Raw genomic sequence first — 16,290 nt, forward strand, 5'->3', positions numbered from 1 at the left:
TTATCAGAATCCAAAAGTAATCAACTTTAAAATACGATCTAATTATTCTTGAAACGCATTCGAATATTTTTTGTAAAATTGTAAAAAACAAATCTCTTGAATCTAGAAAAATATATGCTGCCATGCTTAAGCAAAACACTCTTTGGGATAGAGTGTTTAGGATGCGGTTTCCAGCGCGCTTTATTCCTACTTTTTAAAGGTGATTTTAAAGCAGCTTTTGAGATGTATCCAGCGCTTTATACAAGCCTATTATTCTTAATAATTATTGCTTTATATTTTTTTGATAAAAGTCGAAATTACAAAAAACCTCTTTGGATTTTTGGCATCATAAATAGCGTGATAATGATATTAGGTTATGCGTACAAACACTATTATTAATTCTTCACAAATCAGAATAATTATTTTTTTATCTGGTTCAAAATATCATTAATCATTTCAATTTGCACTTTCTGAATTTCGATTAATTCTTGTTGTTGATGCAAAATTAAATGGTCTAATTTTTCATGCATCATTCTTATTTCTAATTCTGATTTTAGGTTAATCATATAATCCTTTTTAGCCCTGTCACGATCTTTTTCCTCCTGACGATTTTGGCTCATCATAATTACTGGAGCTTGCAAAGCGGCAACACATGACAAAATCAAATTAAGTAAAATAAACGGATAGGGATCAAAACCTTTATTTGTCAAAATATAAATATTAATGGAAATCCATAACATTATAAAAACTACAAACAGAATAATGAAAGTCCAACTTCCTCCAAAATCAGCAACTTTATCTGCTATTTTTTGACCAAAACTTCTTGGCCCCATATCATCTTCAACAGCACTTACTAAAAGTTTTTCATCCGTTAAAGATCCAATTACATTCTTTTCAAGATTAGAAAGTACTCCAATCTCTTCAGATAAATAATTCGAAATATATTTTTCTCGAAATACATTTAATTCATGTATCGAAATATATCCTTCTCGGGTAAATAACGGATAAGCAGCAACAATTAATGCGAAAATTGGGCTCTGAATGGATTTTCCTGATACTTTTTCACTCTCAGGATAAGAAATATGTGAAAGTGTACTTTTAAACATTCCGTTTGTTTTCATTTTAATAATTTTATAAGCTAATTTACTCTTTTAATTCGCTTTATACTAACAACTTTAGTGCTGCTTAAAATTTTTTAATTATTGCAAACAGAATGTTAATGGCTAAATTTCTTTAACCAATTACTACCTCTATTTACAAAAAACACATTACTTTTAACATTTCAAACTAACAATTCAATTTTATAATTGTGACAAAAAATATGATTATCCAAAATATAAATGCTTTAAAGAGCCACACTACTATAAACTACGGAATCAAAACTAAAACGGAAGATTTTACAGAGAAGCTATTTTATACTTTATTCGACTCTAATGCTCCTTTAGACAAAAGCATCAATGAACTTGAAAAATGCTTTAAAGAAATTGCGATAATAGCTTGCAAAAAATCAGAAAATTCCTGTGAATCGATTTGGGAACAGTTCCTGGAAAAACTACCCACTGTTTTGGAAAAATTAATTCAAGACGCAACATATATTTTAGAGAATGATCCTGCATCAAATAGCATCGAAGAAGTATACTTGGCTTATCCCGGTTTTTATGCTATTGCAATATATAGATTAAGTCACGAATTATATAAACTGGACTTATTACTGTTTTCAAGATTAATGAGTGAATATGCTCATCGAATTACCGGAACTGATATTCATGCAGGTGCAACGATTGCTTCCCCGTTTTTTATCGATCACGCAACAGGAATTGTAATAGGTGAAACGACGATTATAAAAAAACATGTAAAAATATACCAAGGGGTAACTTTAGGAGCATTAAGCATAGCCAAAGAAATGAAAAATGCTAAAAGACATCCTACTGTCGAAGAAAATGTTTGTATTTATGCCAACGCTACAATATTAGGAGGAGAAACCACTATTGGCAAAGACAGTATTATTGGCGGAAATGCGTGGATTACTAAATCTATCCCAGAAAAATCTATCGTAACCAATACCACCACAACCGAAGTTAAAGTAAAAGAAAAAAGATAATTATGAACACTCATACATTAGTAAACCTGATAGGAAATACTCCCTTGATGGAAACAGTGAATTTAGTCAAAAATAAAAACGTCAAACTTTTATTAAAGCTTGAAGGAAATAATCCTGGCGGCAGTGTAAAAGATAGAGCAGCATATAATATGATCTTTTCAGCTATGGAGAGAGGCGATATTAAAAAAGGCGATAAACTTATTGAACCTACAAGTGGTAATACCGGAATTGCACTTGCAATGATCGCACAATTAATGGGTATTGATATCGAATTGATACTTCCTGAGGATTCTACCAAAGAACGCGTACAAACTATGCGTGCTTATGGCGCTACAGTTATTTTAACGCCTGCTAGCGAAGGAATAATCGGCTCAAGAGATTATGCCGAAAGAAAAGTTGCCGAAGGTGGTTATATTATGCTAAATCAGTTTGCAAACGATGATAACTGGAAAGCACATTACAAAACCACTGGTCCAGAAATCTGGAATGATACCGATGGAAAAGTAACTCATTTTGTTTCGGCAATGGGAACCACTGGAACTATTATTGGCACATCAACTTATCTTAAAGAGAAAAATGCCAATATTCAAATTATTGGAGCACAACCAAGCGATGGTTCTCAAATTCCAGGAATAAGAAAATGGCCAATAGAATATTTACCAAAAATATTTGATGCTAAAAAAGTAGATACTATTGTAGATGTAAGCGAACAAGAAGCACGCGATATGACAAAAAGATTAGCGCTAGAAGAAGGTGTCTTTGCAGGAATGAGTAGCGGAGGTTCTGTAGCTGTAGCTCTAAAAATTGCCAACCAACTAGAGTCTGGGGTAATTGTTGCTGTAATCTGTGATCGTGGTGATCGTTATCTATCTTCAGATTTATTTGATTGATAGAAAAAAGGTTCAAAGTTGCAAAGATTCTGAGGTACTAAGGTTTTAAAAGCTTGCTACAAAAAAATCTTTGCAACTTTGTTTTCTTAGAACCTTAAAAAAAGATGCAAAATTGCAAAGACTCTGGACTTGACACAAAAAAACTTTGAACCTTTGTTACTCAGAACCTTTGAACCTTAAAAACTAAGTTTCTCAGAATTGTTATAAGAAAAGACAATTGTAAAAGTTGCTCCTTTATTTCTGCCAAGGCTCATTGCACTTAGTTTACCACCATTCTTATCGATTATCTTTTTACATAAATATAATCCAATTCCTGTAGAAGTTTCATTGGCAGTTCCTAATTTACTCATTTTCGTAAATTTTTTAAACAACTCTTCGATTCGACTCTGGTCAAAACCAGTCCCATTATCCGAAACAGTAAAAACCAACTCCTCATTATCCTCAAAAATACGCAATAAGATTTCACTTCCAGAATAAGAAAATTTTATGGCATTACTAATCAAATTCACAAGAACCTGAATTAGCAACCCTTCATCTATTTTAAGTACAGCTTCATCAACTGTAATATCCGAAACCAACTTAATGTTTTTTTGTGCCAAAAGCTGTGATACTTGTTCTCTTACAGCTGGAAGAATTGGCGCTATTTGAATTGTTTTAATTACCGAACTCGATTTAGCAATTTCATCTTGTTGTTTTAATAATTTAATGAAATTTTCGATATATCGAAACTGCAAATCTGTCGATTCACAAATTAATTCGGCCATATTTTTAACCGATTCTGACGGATTCTCTTCTATAATAAGCTTTGCTAATCCCTGAGGGTTTCCTGCAAAATTTCTTAAATCATGAGAAATCATATATATCAAATCTTGCTTTTCATTTATAAAACTCTCCGCTTCATCAATAGATTCCTGAATATTACGCATTAGTAATCCAGCTTCATCCTCGTATAGAGATGGCAAAACAGATAACTTTCGGGCTGTTCTGTAATTATCCAATGCTTTAGATGCAACAACAATTGGTTTTATTAATTGAGTTATAACCACCAATGTAACCAAAGTAGCAAATAAGGTCATGATTAAAGAAAAAATCAAAATAGAATTGGCCGAAATTGTATTGTTACCATAAAGGACAAAAAACAAAATTCCGATTAACGGAATATGAATGCCTATAAAAGCAACAAAAAGAAATTTGAACGCATAGCTTTTCTTCAAAAAACTAATCTTCGACAAGATGTGGTACAACTTCATAAAAATAGTGTAAGTTCCTGATAAGCCATAGAATTTGGGGTTCTAGATTAAAACAAAGTTAACTTTTAAACACAAAATAAATGTTAAATAAAAGAAATTGATAAAATTTTTCCGAAATTAAATTTATAAAAGTTTACAAACCCTTATTTTTGCGCTATGGGAAGAAAAAATACAGACAAAGTTGTCTTTCATCAAATACAAGTCCTTGATGCTGGAGCAAAAGGCGTATCGGTAGCAAAAGCTCCCGACGGAAAAGTAATATTTATCCCGAACGTAGTTCCGGGAGATGTGGTAGATGTACAAACCTTTAAGAAACGCAAAGCGTATTATGAAGGAAAAGCCGTGAAATTTCATGAATTATCAGAACATCGCATAGAACCAATTTGCGAGCATTTTGGTGTTTGTGGAGGATGTAAATGGCAAAACATGAAGTACAGCCAACAGTTGTACTACAAGCAAAATGAGGTTAAAAATCACTTACAACGTATAGGAAAAATTGAACTTCCAGAATTTGAAAATATTTTAGGTTCAGAAAAACAGTTTTTTTACAGAAACAAAATGGAATTTTCATTTTCGAATAGCCGTTGGTTAACCGAAAAAGAAATTGATAGTACCGAAGATTTAGGGAATCGTAATGCATTAGGTTTTCATATTCCTAAAATGTGGGATAAAATTCTAGACATTAATAAATGTCATCTGCAAGAAGATCCATCAAATGCAATTAGAAACGAAATCAGAGCTTTTGCTAATGAACATAACTTAGCTTTTTTTAATCCAAGAGAACATTCTGGTTTATTAAGAACATTTATGATTCGTACTGCTTCAACTGGAGAGATCATGGTATTGATTCAGTTTTTTGAAGAAGATAAGGCTAACCGAGAATTACTTCTAGATCATCTTTATGATAAATTTCCAGAAATAACATCGCTACAATATGTTGTAAACGGAAAAGCTAACGATACAATTTACGATCAGGATGTAAAACTATATAAAGGTAGAAATTACATTCTGGAAGAAATGGAAGGTTTAAAATTTAGCATCAATGCAAAATCTTTTTACCAAACCAATTCTGATCAAGCATATGAGTTATACAAAATCACTCGTGATTTTGCAGGTCTTTCTGGTCACGAAACAGTATATGACCTATACACAGGAACTGGAACAATAGCACAATTCGTATCTAAAAAAGCTAAAAAAGTAATTGGTGTAGAAAGTGTTCCAGAAGCAATTCTAGATGCTAAAGCAAATGCAGAACGCAATAATATTACCAATTGTGAGTTTTTTGTTGGAGACATGAAAGTTGTATTTAACGAAAGTTTTATTGCCACACATGGTAAACCAGATGTTATTATTACTGATCCACCTCGTGACGGAATGCACAAAGATGTAATTGAACAAATTATGAAAATTGCTCCAGAAAAGGTAGTTTATGTAAGCTGTAACTCAGCTACACAAGCACGTGATTTGGCATTAATGGATGAAAAATACAAAGTAACTCGCGTAAGACCAGTAGATATGTTCCCGCAGACACATCACGTAGAAAATGTTGTACTTTTGGAACTTCGCTAAGTTCTAGTTAACAAAAACGCGTGAAGCATAAATCACAAACAATAAATGAAAAAAATACTTTTTATAATAATCATAATTGCCTTCACTTTTTCAGGATGTGAGAAAGATGATATTTGTGATGCTAATACACCTACGACACCTCGATTGGTAATTTCTTTTTTTGACCGTGATAATACTACAGTTCCTAAAACAGTAAGAAACCTAAAAGTGATTGGCGAAGGAATGACTGAAGGTATTGTCTTTAATGAAAAGGCTCTTGTCGAGGCAGACAAATACATCACTAATGGAAATACTATTTCTATACCGCTTAAAACAAATGCCGAAAGCACAACGTATCGTTTTATTTTAAATTACAATGATCCAAATACGGCTTTGATAAACGAAGATAGATTGAAATTTAATTATACCCATCAAAATATTTTTGTTTCAAGAGCATGTGGTTATAAAACCACTTTTGAATTAGATCGAAATACACCATTTGTTCGCACTGATTCTGATATTGCAGAAGGATTTTGGATGCAGGTTGTTAATGTAGAAAAGTTTAATATTGAATTAGAAAATGAGACACACATCAAAGTATATTTTTAGTTTTTGCCTTATGTTGTCTTTGTTTTTGGTTCAAGCCCAAGAAACACCTACAACAAAAACTACGCTAACAAACAAAACTGAAACAAAACCTGTAAAAACTACTCCTAAAAAAGCAGCTACACAGGAAGCTAAAAAAGACAGCATTCCTGCAAAAACTGATCGTTATGGAGTACGTGTTGGTGTCGATTTATATAAATTAACTCGCAGCTTATATGATTCGGACTATAAAGGTGTAGAATTCGTAGGAGATTATCGATTATCCAAAAAATATTATCTGGCTGCCGAAATAGGTATCGAAGATAAAACTACCGATGATGACAGACTTAATTCAACAACAAATGGTACCTACATAAAAGCAGGATTTGATTACAATTTGTATGAAAACTGGCTTGATATGGAAAACATAATATCAGTCGGTTTGCGTTATGGTTTCAGCACATTTAGCCAAGAATTAAATACATATAAAATATACAATTCAGATAGATATTGGGGAGAACTTCCTCCTGAGGTTTCAGGCACAAAGTATAGTGGTTTATCTGCTAGTTGGCTAGAAGTAAATGCAGGAGTAAAAGTAAAAGTAATCAATAATATATTTGTAGGCTTCAGCGTGCAATTAAAAACATTGGTTACAAACAAAAAACCAGACAACTTCGATAATCTTTATATTCCTGGATTCAACCGAACATATAACGGTAATTTCGGAATTGGTTTCAACTATACTGTTTCTTACTTTATTCCTATTTATAAGAAAAAGGTAGTAATCCCAGAAATAGAAACCAAAAAATAATATAATCTTACAATTTGGTTATTCATATAACAATAACCAAATTGTAAAATATATAAATAGGTACTACCCTATTTCTTTAATTCCTTTCATGAAAATCCATTTCATAAAAAGTTTCTCACCATCTTTAGTTTTAGCGGCTTGAAATTTTGGAGACAAAAGAGTTCCAATAACAAATGCTGTCATAGGAACCCAAAATCCTGTTAATCCTGAGTATTCAGCTACCAAAAATCGAGCTAATATAAATAATATAGCAAAACAGCCCAACTGATATAAAAAAGCTCTTACTTGTAATTTTGTCATTTTTTTTTTAAAGTTACTGAGGTTCTGAGGCTCTAAGATCCTGAGCTTAAAAACTCAGCAATTTAGTATCTTAGCCACTTACAACCTTAAATTATTATTATTTTTTAAAGTTACTAAGTTCCTCAGGCTCTAAGGTGCTAAGCTTAAAAACTCAGCAACTTAGTATCTTAATTACTTAGAACCTTAAATTATTCAGTTACCTGAAACTTAGTTCTCTTACTTCCTTCGTACATTTCGTATTTTACTAATCTGGCTTCTAAACTTGCGTTAAAAAGTTTGATTTTACGAGATGGTTTAAGCCCAACGTATTTCAAGGCTTCAAGATTAGCAGTAATAAACCAAGCATTAGTTGCTGGGTAATTTTTCTTTAATGTATCGCCAATGTTTTTATAGAATTCTTCCATATGAATATCCAAACGCTCATCATAAGGCGGATTAAATACCATGTGTAAAGTTCCTTGAGTTGTTTTTTCAGTATCAAAAAAGTTATTCTCTTCGATAGTGACATAATCCTCCAAGTTAGCATTCTTAATATTGTCTTTAGCTTTGCTAACAGCACTTGGTGCTTTATCAAAACCTTTTATAGTATAATGAAACTCTTTAGTTTTTTTCATCAAACTGCTTACAATCTGATCAAATAAATCATTATCCCAATCGTTCCATTTTTCAAAAGCAAACTCTTTTCTGTTAATATTCGCTGGAATATTACATGCAATCATAGCCGCTTCAGCAAGAAAAGTTCCCGAACCACACATCGGGTCTAGAAAATGACCTTGACCTTCCCAACCAGACAGCAATAAAATTCCTGCTGCCAATACTTCATTTATAGGAGCAATATTTGTAGCCGTTCTATATCCACGTTGGTGTAATGAATTACCAGAAGTATCCAAAGCAACCGAAACCTGATCTTTATCGATATGTACATTAATCCTTAAATCCGGATGTGTTTTATCAATACTTGGTCTTTGCCCGGTACGTTCTCTAAATTGATCTACAATAGCATCTTTACACTTTTGAGAAACAAATTCAGAGTGATTAAAATGTTCTGAATGCACCGTTGCATCAATCACAAAAGTCTGATTAGCGTTTATAAGCTTAGACCAGTTTACCCCCGAAATACCTTTATATAAAGCTTGTTCATTATTTGCTCTAAAAAAGTAAATTGGTTTTAGCACCTTCAATGCTGTACGCAACGACAAGTTGGCTTTGTACATAAACCCTTTGTCCCCCTTAAAACTTACCATTCTCACACCTTGTTCAACATCTTGTGCTCCTAGCAATTGTAGTTCTTTTGCTAAAATTTCTTCAAAGCCAAAAAAGGTTTTGGCCACCATTTTAAAATTATCTTCCATTTTTATATTTAAATTAAAACAGATTTATTTAAACTAAAATCAATCTGTAATAAAAAATTTTCGAATTTACACAGCGACATTGTTAGTCTATCACTTGCAAAATAGTTATTTTTCAGCAAAAATACACTAAATTTGCGGGACTTGAATTAATTGAAAAAGAATAAATGTCTGAAGCACATAACCCATCTACCCCAAATACAAACCAACCGTCCGAAAACTGGTTCACTTCTTGGTTCGACACACCCTATTATCATATACTATATAAAGACAGAAATTATAGAGAAGCGCAAATTTTTATGGATAATCTTACACATTATCTTAACCTTCCAGAAAAAGCCAATGTACTTGATTTAGCTTGTGGAAAAGGACGCCATTCTATTTATTTAAATCAACTAGGATTTAATGTTCTAGGAGCCGATTTATCAGAAAACAGTATTGCCGAAGCTAGCAAGAATAGCAATGAAACTTTGCATTTTAAAGTGCACGATATGCGCGAGCCATTCGAAGAAAAATTTGATGCTATTTTTAATTTGTTTACCAGTTTTGGTTATTTCGAAAGTGACGACGATAATCTTACCACACTAAAAGCAATAAAAGCAAGTTTAAGCGAGTATGGTTTTGCTGTAATCGATTTTATGAACGTAACACAAGTAATCGAAACACTAGTTCCCGAAGAAGTAAAAACAGTCGACGATATTGATTTCCATATCAAACGATACGTAGAGGACGGACATATATTTAAAGAAATAGATTTTGAAGACCAAGGACGTAAATTTCATTTTACCGAAAAAGTAAAAGCACTAACATTAAAAGATTTCGAAGACTTAATGGAACAAGCAGGTATTTTCCTTTTGGATACATTTGGTGATTATAAACTAAAGAAATTCCATAAAACTGATAGCGAACGATTAATCATGATTTTTAAATAGGTTTAATCGTTTAACTGTTAATTTGTTTAATCGATTAAGCAAAGTAACAAAATCGACAAAACGATTAAACAAAAAACCGATTAAACAAAAAGATGAATTATCTATTACCCCTACTTTCTGTATTACTAGGATATATTGTTGCATTGGTACTTAAACCAAAAGACAAAACCAATCTTAAACTTTTATTGGCTTTTAGCGGGTCATTCCTGCTATCACTTACAGTAATGCACCTGTTGCCAGAAGTTTACGAATCCCACAACCACAATATTGGGTTATTTATAATGCTCGGAATTTTATTCCAAATCATACTCGAGTTTTTCTCTAAAGGAGCTGAACACGGGCACGTACATGGTCATGCCAAAATGCATCAAATTCCGTGGTTGCTCTTTATAAGTTTATGTATTCATGCTTTCCTAGAAGGATTTCCTGTGAGTCATCATCACGATATCGTCATAGGAATTGCCATACATCACTTACCTATTGCAATTATTTTGACCACTTTTTTCGTCAATGCCGAGCTTAACAAAAAAGCCATTTTCGCATTTATGATAACCTTTGCAATCATGACACCACTAGGAACTATTGCATCGGAATATTTACCATTTTTAAACGATTATTACACCGAAATCACAGCCGTAGTAATCGGGATATTATTCCATATTTCATCAACTATAATCTTTGAAAGTAGCGAAGGACACAAATTTAATATTGCCAAAATTTCGATGATTATATTCGGAATCGCTTTGGCATATTTTATATAGTTTGGGCGTGACCACATTTACAAAAGGCGCTATTTAGCAAACCGCTTATATGCGCCTTCTGTAAATACGGTCGGGCTATCCGCACTACTTCGGTAGTTAGCTCCTATCCCTCACGCAAAAACAATAACTTATCGTTTTCAAAAAACATCTAACAGTTCCGAAGTCCAATGTTATTAAGTTAAGCTTATTAGAAAGCAACATTAATCTTGTAAAGATGTAAAACGCAAAGCTTAAACACAATCTTGTCATTTCGACGAAGGAGAAATCTTCGTGAGCAACTCTACAAAGCTAGGACTCTCGTTGCGGAGTTTCTTGTGGAGATTTCTCCTTCGTCGAAATGAACTGTGTTTAAAAGCAAATTTATTTTTAATTATTTTGTAAATAATATTCATTTTTTGATGCTAAAGCAAATGCTTGTTTAAGTAGTTTGTTTGCTACAGCGATTAAAGCTATTTTTTTAGCTTTTCCTTTTTCGACTAATCTATCGTATAATTCTTTACAAGCAGCATTACATTTTTTAGCAGACCAAGAGCAAACATATAGCATTGCCCTAATGCGACTCATGCCCATTTTACAAATTTTCGACTTCCCTTTTACACTTGTTCCAGATTCGAAAATACGAGGACTTATTCCAACATAAGAACTCAATTGTCTTGCATTATCAAATTTTGTAAAACCACCACTTATGACAATTAACAACATAGCTGTTTTTATTCCGATCCCAGGTATACTTTTTAATTGCTGAAAAAGTTCATTATGTTGATCCTTTATAATTGCAATCATTTTATTCTCAATAAGAGCAATTTCAGTTTCTAATAACAATATCATTTTTTCTAAACTTTCCTTTAATGCCAAAGATTCTACCGCATTGTATTTAAAAGCTTCTCGCTGTCTGATCAGACCTGTTCTGGATTTATTCATTTGCTCAACATAAGCATGCATTTGCTTTATCTCCAATACATATTCTGCTTCTGGTTTCCATAAATTTGGAGTTTGACTCTTTCCATATTCAGCAATCATTACAGCATCTTTTTTGTCTGTTTTTGTTCGGGACATTCGCATTTGGCTAAAACGTCTGATTACTAGAGGGTTTATTACACAAACCGAGGCCTTCCTATTAAAAAGAAATGTAGCTAATTTTAAGTAATAAGGTCCGCTGGCTTCCATTACACATATAGCATAATCTTGATTTAATAACTCTTTGAATTTTATAAACCCCGCATTGTCATTGCTAAACTTAAAATGTGAATATTTCTCATTCTCCATTTTAATAGCAACATCAAAACTTAATTTTGATATGTCAATTCCGATGTAATTTTTGTTTTTTGTCATAACTTTGTTTTTAAGTAAAAAGTAAACGGAAGAAATCTGCTATTGACTTATCAATCCTAAATACAGGCTCCAGGCCTAATGAACTGTCCAAGCTCAAAAGCAGAGAGGGAAAGGAACTACCATTTCGAACAGTCTATTATGACAAATGACAATTTTTAGTTTTTATCTTTCCCTTTCTTCTGTTGAAAATCTAAACATAAATGTACTAAAAACAGAAATCCTTTTTTATTACAAACATAGGATGACAAGTTTAGGGTTATTTTGTGTAAAACTAAAGTTCTTTACATCCGATAGCACAGATTAAAAATCCGTGCTATCGGAGCAGGTATTTTAATATGGTGGTTTTAATTTTTGTTCCATTTCTAAACTCGTCAAATATATTTTGTCAATATTTGGCCAAGCAATATAATAAGTCCAGTTTTTTCCATCTCTTGTACAAGCAATCAAATATTCACCGTTTTCTATTTCTTTTACGTGATATTCGCCACAACCTTTAATGTTGTTCTTTATCATTAACTTACTAATTGTGAGGAGTTCTTTATTTGTTGGTTCTCTCCAGTTCGTTTCATAGGTTCTTCTATCGTTTATAGCAGTATTGCTTTCTTCACTGTATTTGCCTAATATCCAAAAGAAACCAATTACTATTAATATTATCCATAAAAGTTTTTTCATAATTTAATTAGCTTAAAGTTTGTAAGATTATTTCTGTTTTGTATATTTTCAAGAAAATATCAGTCCAAATATAAAAGCTTATAATATTGTAATATTATGGTTAACCATAAAAGCTGTTGATTTTTAAATCTCAGTTTTACCTTTGTCAAAGTTCAAAAAACTTTGACAAAGGATTAGCGAAACAGCTTTGCGACCTTAGCGTTTTACAAGCTAATCAATATAAAAAACCTTTGCTCCCGAAGCCTCGGGATTGCAGTTAAATTCACAATACACGATATACTGGATATTGCAAATGAGCCTTTTCATAATATGCAGAATGTTTGTAAACCCAATCCAGTTGTGCTTCGGGATCTTTGGCAAGTTTTGGATCGTTGAGTTTTGCTTGTTCCAATTCAGCTTTTAATTTTGGGTTGTCTTTTAGAAGTTTAGCCGCAGTATCTTCAAAAACATACTCCGAATAGCCTTCTTTTTGTTGTAGCATTGTATCAAAGAAATTCCAATTAAAGAAAGAGTCTACACCTTCTGGTTCTAATGTTTCCAATAAGTATTTAATTGCTTTTTGTTGGGTCGAGAATACATAATCGCCTTTATAAAAAGGTACTTTTGTTAACTGAGAAGTTACTTTAGTATTTCGATGTAAATAATGTCCTTCGTAAGCAGAATTCGTCGTTTTAAAATCGGCAATTCGGTAGCTCTCAACTTCTATAATTGTATCTTTTTTTAGTTGTGTATAAGTTACACCATTGCTTTTTAGTAAATCGATAACATTCCAGAATCCTTTAGGAATAATATACGCCGTAGGAACAGTAATATTCTTAACCGATTTGAATTCTTTGATATAAGGAATGTCTTTTTTGTATGGTTTTGTTCTGTCATAAAATAATCTGTTACCAGTTGTAACTTCGCTCTTTTTGTGAGTTGCTTCATATCCTAAAAATGAAAAGGTTGTCATTTTTGTGCTATCGATTTCCCATTTTATAGTATATGGTTTTTTAGGAGCATATTGCGCTTCGTTTTTTAAACGCATTTCCTTTATTTTTTTATAATTAGCATCTGTAAAATCAATTGTAGATGTCATGTATTCGTAAGTAGCTTTTACACGATCGGCATAGTTTTTAAGCATATGTGTTTCGACCACAAAACCTATTGTATTAAAAAGAGAAGTGTATCCTGTTGTGTAACGCGGACTATCCGAAAATTGTATAAAACCATTGTCAGGAGTTTCTTCAAATGCATTCACATAAGGTGTTGTTTCCAGATTTTTTTTCTGTAAATCCTTTACCAATGCCGGCATCATTTCCTGATTTAGATAATCACCTAAAACTGTTCCTAGCTTATTATGTTGTGTCATAATATAAGTCAGCTTATATTGATAATCGGAACCATTGCTTACATGATTATCGATAAACACATCAGGGTTTGTTTTATGGAATATCTCCACAAAACTTTTCGTGTTGCGAGTATCCGATTTAATTAAATCACGGTTTAGGTCATAGTTTCTGGCATTTCCGCGAAAGCCATATTCTTCCGGTCCATCCTGATTGGCTCTTGTAGTCGAGTTTCTGTTTAAAGCACCGCCAATATTATAAACAGGAATTGTTACTATTACTGTGTTTTTTGGTGCTTTTATCTTTCCTAAAGCCAAATCTCTAAACAGTTGCATAGTTGCGTCAATTCCGTCAGGTTCGCCAGCATGAATCCCATTATTAAGAAGAATTACTGCTTTATTCTTTTTGATTGCCTCAAAATTAAATTGCTTGTCAGGATTATAAGTTATCATGTGTAGAGGATATCCACTATCTGTCAGTCCCATTTCTTCCATTTTGATAGTCGGAAAATCATGCGCAAGAAGCGTATAGTATTTTATGGTTTCTTGATAATTAGCAGATTGGTTTCCGTTTCCTTTTTCGAAATAAGTCTCGTATTTATTGTTTTTCTGAGCAAATATCGAACAGGTTAGGAATAAAAAGCATAAAGTAAAAATTCTCATGGTTTGGTTTTTTTAATAGAAATCAAATATAATTATTTTCTTTTAAGGCACTATCCCGAAGCTTCGGGACTAAGTTGCAAAGGTTGCTTGATTGTCTAATATTATGCAACGATTAACTATAAAGAATACAAAGTTTTGTTTTGACTATAGTAGAGATTAACCGCAAAAGAGGCACGGTTTTACGCAAAGAGCGCAAGGTAGATAAAAGTACCACGAAGCTTTGTGGTAAAATAACTTGACGTTAAAATAAAACCATCATTTTTAAAACTTATAATCATATAACTTTTCTCATAAATTATATAATTTTTTTTATTTTATAATTATGACTTTCGTTATGTTTTAATTATAAAACCCCAAAACTATGAGAAATATTAACCAAATTGCTATTGTTTCGAGTATGCTAATAAGTTTATTAAGCTGCTCTAGTGATAAAGATGTCGATGTAAATCCAGGTACAATAACAAATCCTGTAGAAGGAAATGCTGCCAATACAACTTACAAGCCAGCATTTGAAGGACAAACCCGAATTAGTGGTGTGCAAACCAATACACCTTATGAGGGAGTTGTTATTGCTACAACATTAACAAGCCCATGGGGAATTACAAGTCTTCCTGATGGTAGATTATTAATCACCGAAAAAACAGGAACGACGCGTATCGTTACGACTACAGGAGTTGTAAGTAGTACAATTACAGGTATTCCTGCCGTTAATTCTGCCGGACAGGGTGGTTTATTAGGACTATGTATTGACCCTGAATTTGTAACTAATCGTATGATTTACTGGGTTTTTGCAGAAGCTACAACTGGTGGAAACAATACAGCAGTAGCCAAAGGAAAATTATCAGTTGATGAAAAAACAATCGAAGGCGCAACCGTTATTTACAGAGCTAAACCAGCCAATGCAAGTACACTTCATTATGGCGGACGTATTCTTTTTGATAAAACAGGTTTTCTTGTTGTAACTACCGGAGAAAGATCTGTGCTTGAAACCAGACCATTAGCACAATCAGTTGCAACAGGTTTGGGTAAAGTAGTTAGAATAACAAAAGAAGGGCAACCCGCAACTGGAAATCCTACTTTTACGCAAACTGGAGCTTTACCAGAATTATATAGTATTGGTCATAGAAATCCACAGGGTTTAGCACTTAATCCTGTTACTAATGAAATTTGGGTTGCTGAGCACGGGCCACGTGGAGGAGATGAAATCAATCGTATAAAGGCAGGTGCAAATTACGGATGGCCAACCATTACATACGGAATAGAATACAGCGGAGAAAAAATTGGAGCGGGAATTCAGCAACAAGATGGTTTGGAGCAACCAGTTTACTATTGGGATCCAGTGGTTTCACCAAGCGGAATGACTTTCTATACAGGAAATCGTGTTCCAGAATGGCAAAATAATCTTTTCATAGGGGCTTTAAGCGGAATGCATATCGTACGTCTTGCCATAAAAGACAATAAAGTTGTTGGGGAAGAAAGACTTTTGGCTTCAGAAAACCAACGTTTTAGAGATGTCACTCAAGGTAAAGACGGAGCATTATACGCTATTACTGATGGAGGAAGACTTTATAAGATTGACAAAAAATAACAATTAATTTCTTTGTATTATTACAAACTAAAAAATAAAATGTACATAAATTAAAAATGGAATGTGCATTTTCAAGGAAAAATATCAATTTTAATCTTTATTCAAATGGTTAGTTGAGAGGTTTTTTATTGATTAATAATGTAGTTACAATATAAAAGCCAATGAACTTTTAAAAGAAGTATATTATCTTTCAAAAGCTCAT

General features: G+C 32.7%; 16 protein-coding genes. 9 read left to right on the top strand and 7 right to left on the bottom strand.

The annotated features are described in order from the left end of the window. Positions 1-114: 114 nt before the first annotated feature. Positions 115-378, top strand: coding sequence for a DUF2752 domain-containing protein (locus tag B8T70_RS03585; protein ID WP_369827353.1), 264 nt, complete (start codon positions 115-117; stop codon positions 376-378). Positions 379-398: 20 nt separating this feature from the next. On the opposite strand, the gene B8T70_RS03590 is transcribed toward B8T70_RS03585, so the two are convergent. Further along, positions 399-1,100 (bottom strand): DUF1003 domain-containing protein, encoded by a 702-nt coding sequence (locus B8T70_RS03590; protein WP_039115134.1) that lies wholly within the window; start codon positions 1,098-1,100, stop codon positions 399-401. 188 nt (positions 1,101-1,288) lie between these two features. On the opposite strand from B8T70_RS03590, the gene epsC reads away from it, so the two are divergent. Together epsC and cysM are read left to right on the top strand one after the other, a co-directional pair. Further along, positions 1,289-2,080: a serine O-acetyltransferase EpsC gene (gene epsC / locus B8T70_RS03595; RefSeq protein WP_039115136.1), complete on the top strand. Its 792-nt coding sequence runs from the start codon at positions 1,289-1,291 to the stop codon at positions 2,078-2,080. A 2-nt stretch (positions 2,081-2,082) separates the two neighbouring features. Further along, on the top strand, positions 2,083-2,970 hold the full coding sequence (gene cysM, locus B8T70_RS03600) for a cysteine synthase CysM (protein ID WP_039115137.1): 888 nt from the start codon (positions 2,083-2,085) through the stop codon (positions 2,968-2,970). Positions 2,971-3,146: 176 nt separating this feature from the next. Here the strand turns inward: cysM and B8T70_RS03605 are convergent, their stop codons facing one another. After that, a complete protein-coding gene (locus B8T70_RS03605) occupies positions 3,147-4,184 on the bottom strand; it encodes a sensor histidine kinase KdpD (protein ID WP_242667418.1) in 1,038 nt (345 codons plus the stop codon). Between the two features lie 192 nt (positions 4,185-4,376). On the opposite strand from B8T70_RS03605, the gene rlmD reads away from it, so the two are divergent. The 3 genes from rlmD to B8T70_RS03620 are packed head-to-tail and all read left to right on the top strand — an operon-like array spanning position 4,377 to position 7,164. Beyond that, positions 4,377-5,789 (top strand): 23S rRNA (uracil(1939)-C(5))-methyltransferase RlmD, encoded by a 1,413-nt coding sequence (rlmD, locus tag B8T70_RS03610; protein ID WP_039115140.1) that lies wholly within the window; start codon positions 4,377-4,379, stop codon positions 5,787-5,789. A gap of 45 nt (positions 5,790-5,834) precedes the next feature. Beyond that, positions 5,835-6,377 (top strand): DUF6452 family protein, encoded by a 543-nt coding sequence (locus B8T70_RS03615; RefSeq protein WP_039118824.1) that lies wholly within the window; start codon positions 5,835-5,837, stop codon positions 6,375-6,377. Beyond that, on the top strand, positions 6,349-7,164 hold the full coding sequence (locus B8T70_RS03620) for a DUF6048 family protein (protein WP_086893941.1): 816 nt from the start codon (positions 6,349-6,351) through the stop codon (positions 7,162-7,164). The genes B8T70_RS03615 and B8T70_RS03620 overlap by 29 nt, the downstream gene beginning before the upstream one ends. Before the next feature lie 63 nt (positions 7,165-7,227). Here B8T70_RS03620 and B8T70_RS03625 read toward each other — a convergent pair whose 3' ends face one another. Together B8T70_RS03625 and B8T70_RS03630 are read right to left on the bottom strand one after the other, a co-directional pair. Then, positions 7,228-7,464 carry a hypothetical protein gene (locus B8T70_RS03625; RefSeq protein WP_039115145.1) on the bottom strand — a complete coding sequence of 79 codons (237 nt, stop codon included), beginning with the start codon at positions 7,462-7,464 and terminating at the stop codon, positions 7,228-7,230. A 188-nt stretch (positions 7,465-7,652) separates the two neighbouring features. Continuing rightward, entirely contained in the window at positions 7,653-8,816 is a 1,164-nt protein-coding gene (locus tag B8T70_RS03630; RefSeq protein WP_086893942.1) for a class I SAM-dependent RNA methyltransferase, read from the bottom strand. Positions 8,817-8,980: 164 nt separating this feature from the next. Here B8T70_RS03630 and B8T70_RS03635 point away from each other — a divergent pair, with 164 nt between their 5' ends. Further along, positions 8,981-9,745: a bifunctional 2-polyprenyl-6-hydroxyphenol methylase/3-demethylubiquinol 3-O-methyltransferase UbiG gene (locus B8T70_RS03635; RefSeq protein ID WP_039115147.1), complete on the top strand. Its 765-nt coding sequence runs from the start codon at positions 8,981-8,983 to the stop codon at positions 9,743-9,745. Between the two features lie 92 nt (positions 9,746-9,837). Continuing rightward, complete coding sequence (locus B8T70_RS03640) at positions 9,838-10,506, top strand: ZIP family metal transporter (RefSeq protein ID WP_039115151.1); 669 nt, start codon at positions 9,838-9,840, stop codon at positions 10,504-10,506. A 366-nt stretch (positions 10,507-10,872) separates the two neighbouring features. Here B8T70_RS03640 and B8T70_RS03645 read toward each other — a convergent pair whose 3' ends face one another. From B8T70_RS03645 to B8T70_RS03655, 3 genes are all read right to left on the bottom strand, one after another. Then, entirely contained in the window at positions 10,873-11,838 is a 966-nt protein-coding gene (locus B8T70_RS03645; RefSeq protein WP_039116545.1) for an IS110 family transposase, read from the bottom strand. 330 nt (positions 11,839-12,168) lie between these two features. Then, a complete protein-coding gene (locus B8T70_RS03650) occupies positions 12,169-12,510 on the bottom strand; it encodes a hypothetical protein (RefSeq protein ID WP_086893943.1) in 342 nt (113 codons plus the stop codon). Between the two features lie 262 nt (positions 12,511-12,772). Continuing rightward, positions 12,773-14,500: a M14 family metallopeptidase gene (locus tag B8T70_RS03655; protein WP_086893944.1), complete on the bottom strand. Its 1,728-nt coding sequence runs from the start codon at positions 14,498-14,500 to the stop codon at positions 12,773-12,775. A 361-nt stretch (positions 14,501-14,861) separates the two neighbouring features. On the opposite strand from B8T70_RS03655, the gene B8T70_RS03660 reads away from it, so the two are divergent. After that, on the top strand, positions 14,862-16,088 hold the full coding sequence (locus B8T70_RS03660; protein ID WP_086893945.1) for a PQQ-dependent sugar dehydrogenase: 1,227 nt from the start codon (positions 14,862-14,864) through the stop codon (positions 16,086-16,088). Positions 16,089-16,290: the final 202 nt, after the last annotated feature.

The organism is Flavobacterium sp. AJR (assembly GCF_002156885.1).
Lineage (GTDB): Bacteria > Bacteroidota > Bacteroidia > Flavobacteriales > Flavobacteriaceae > Flavobacterium.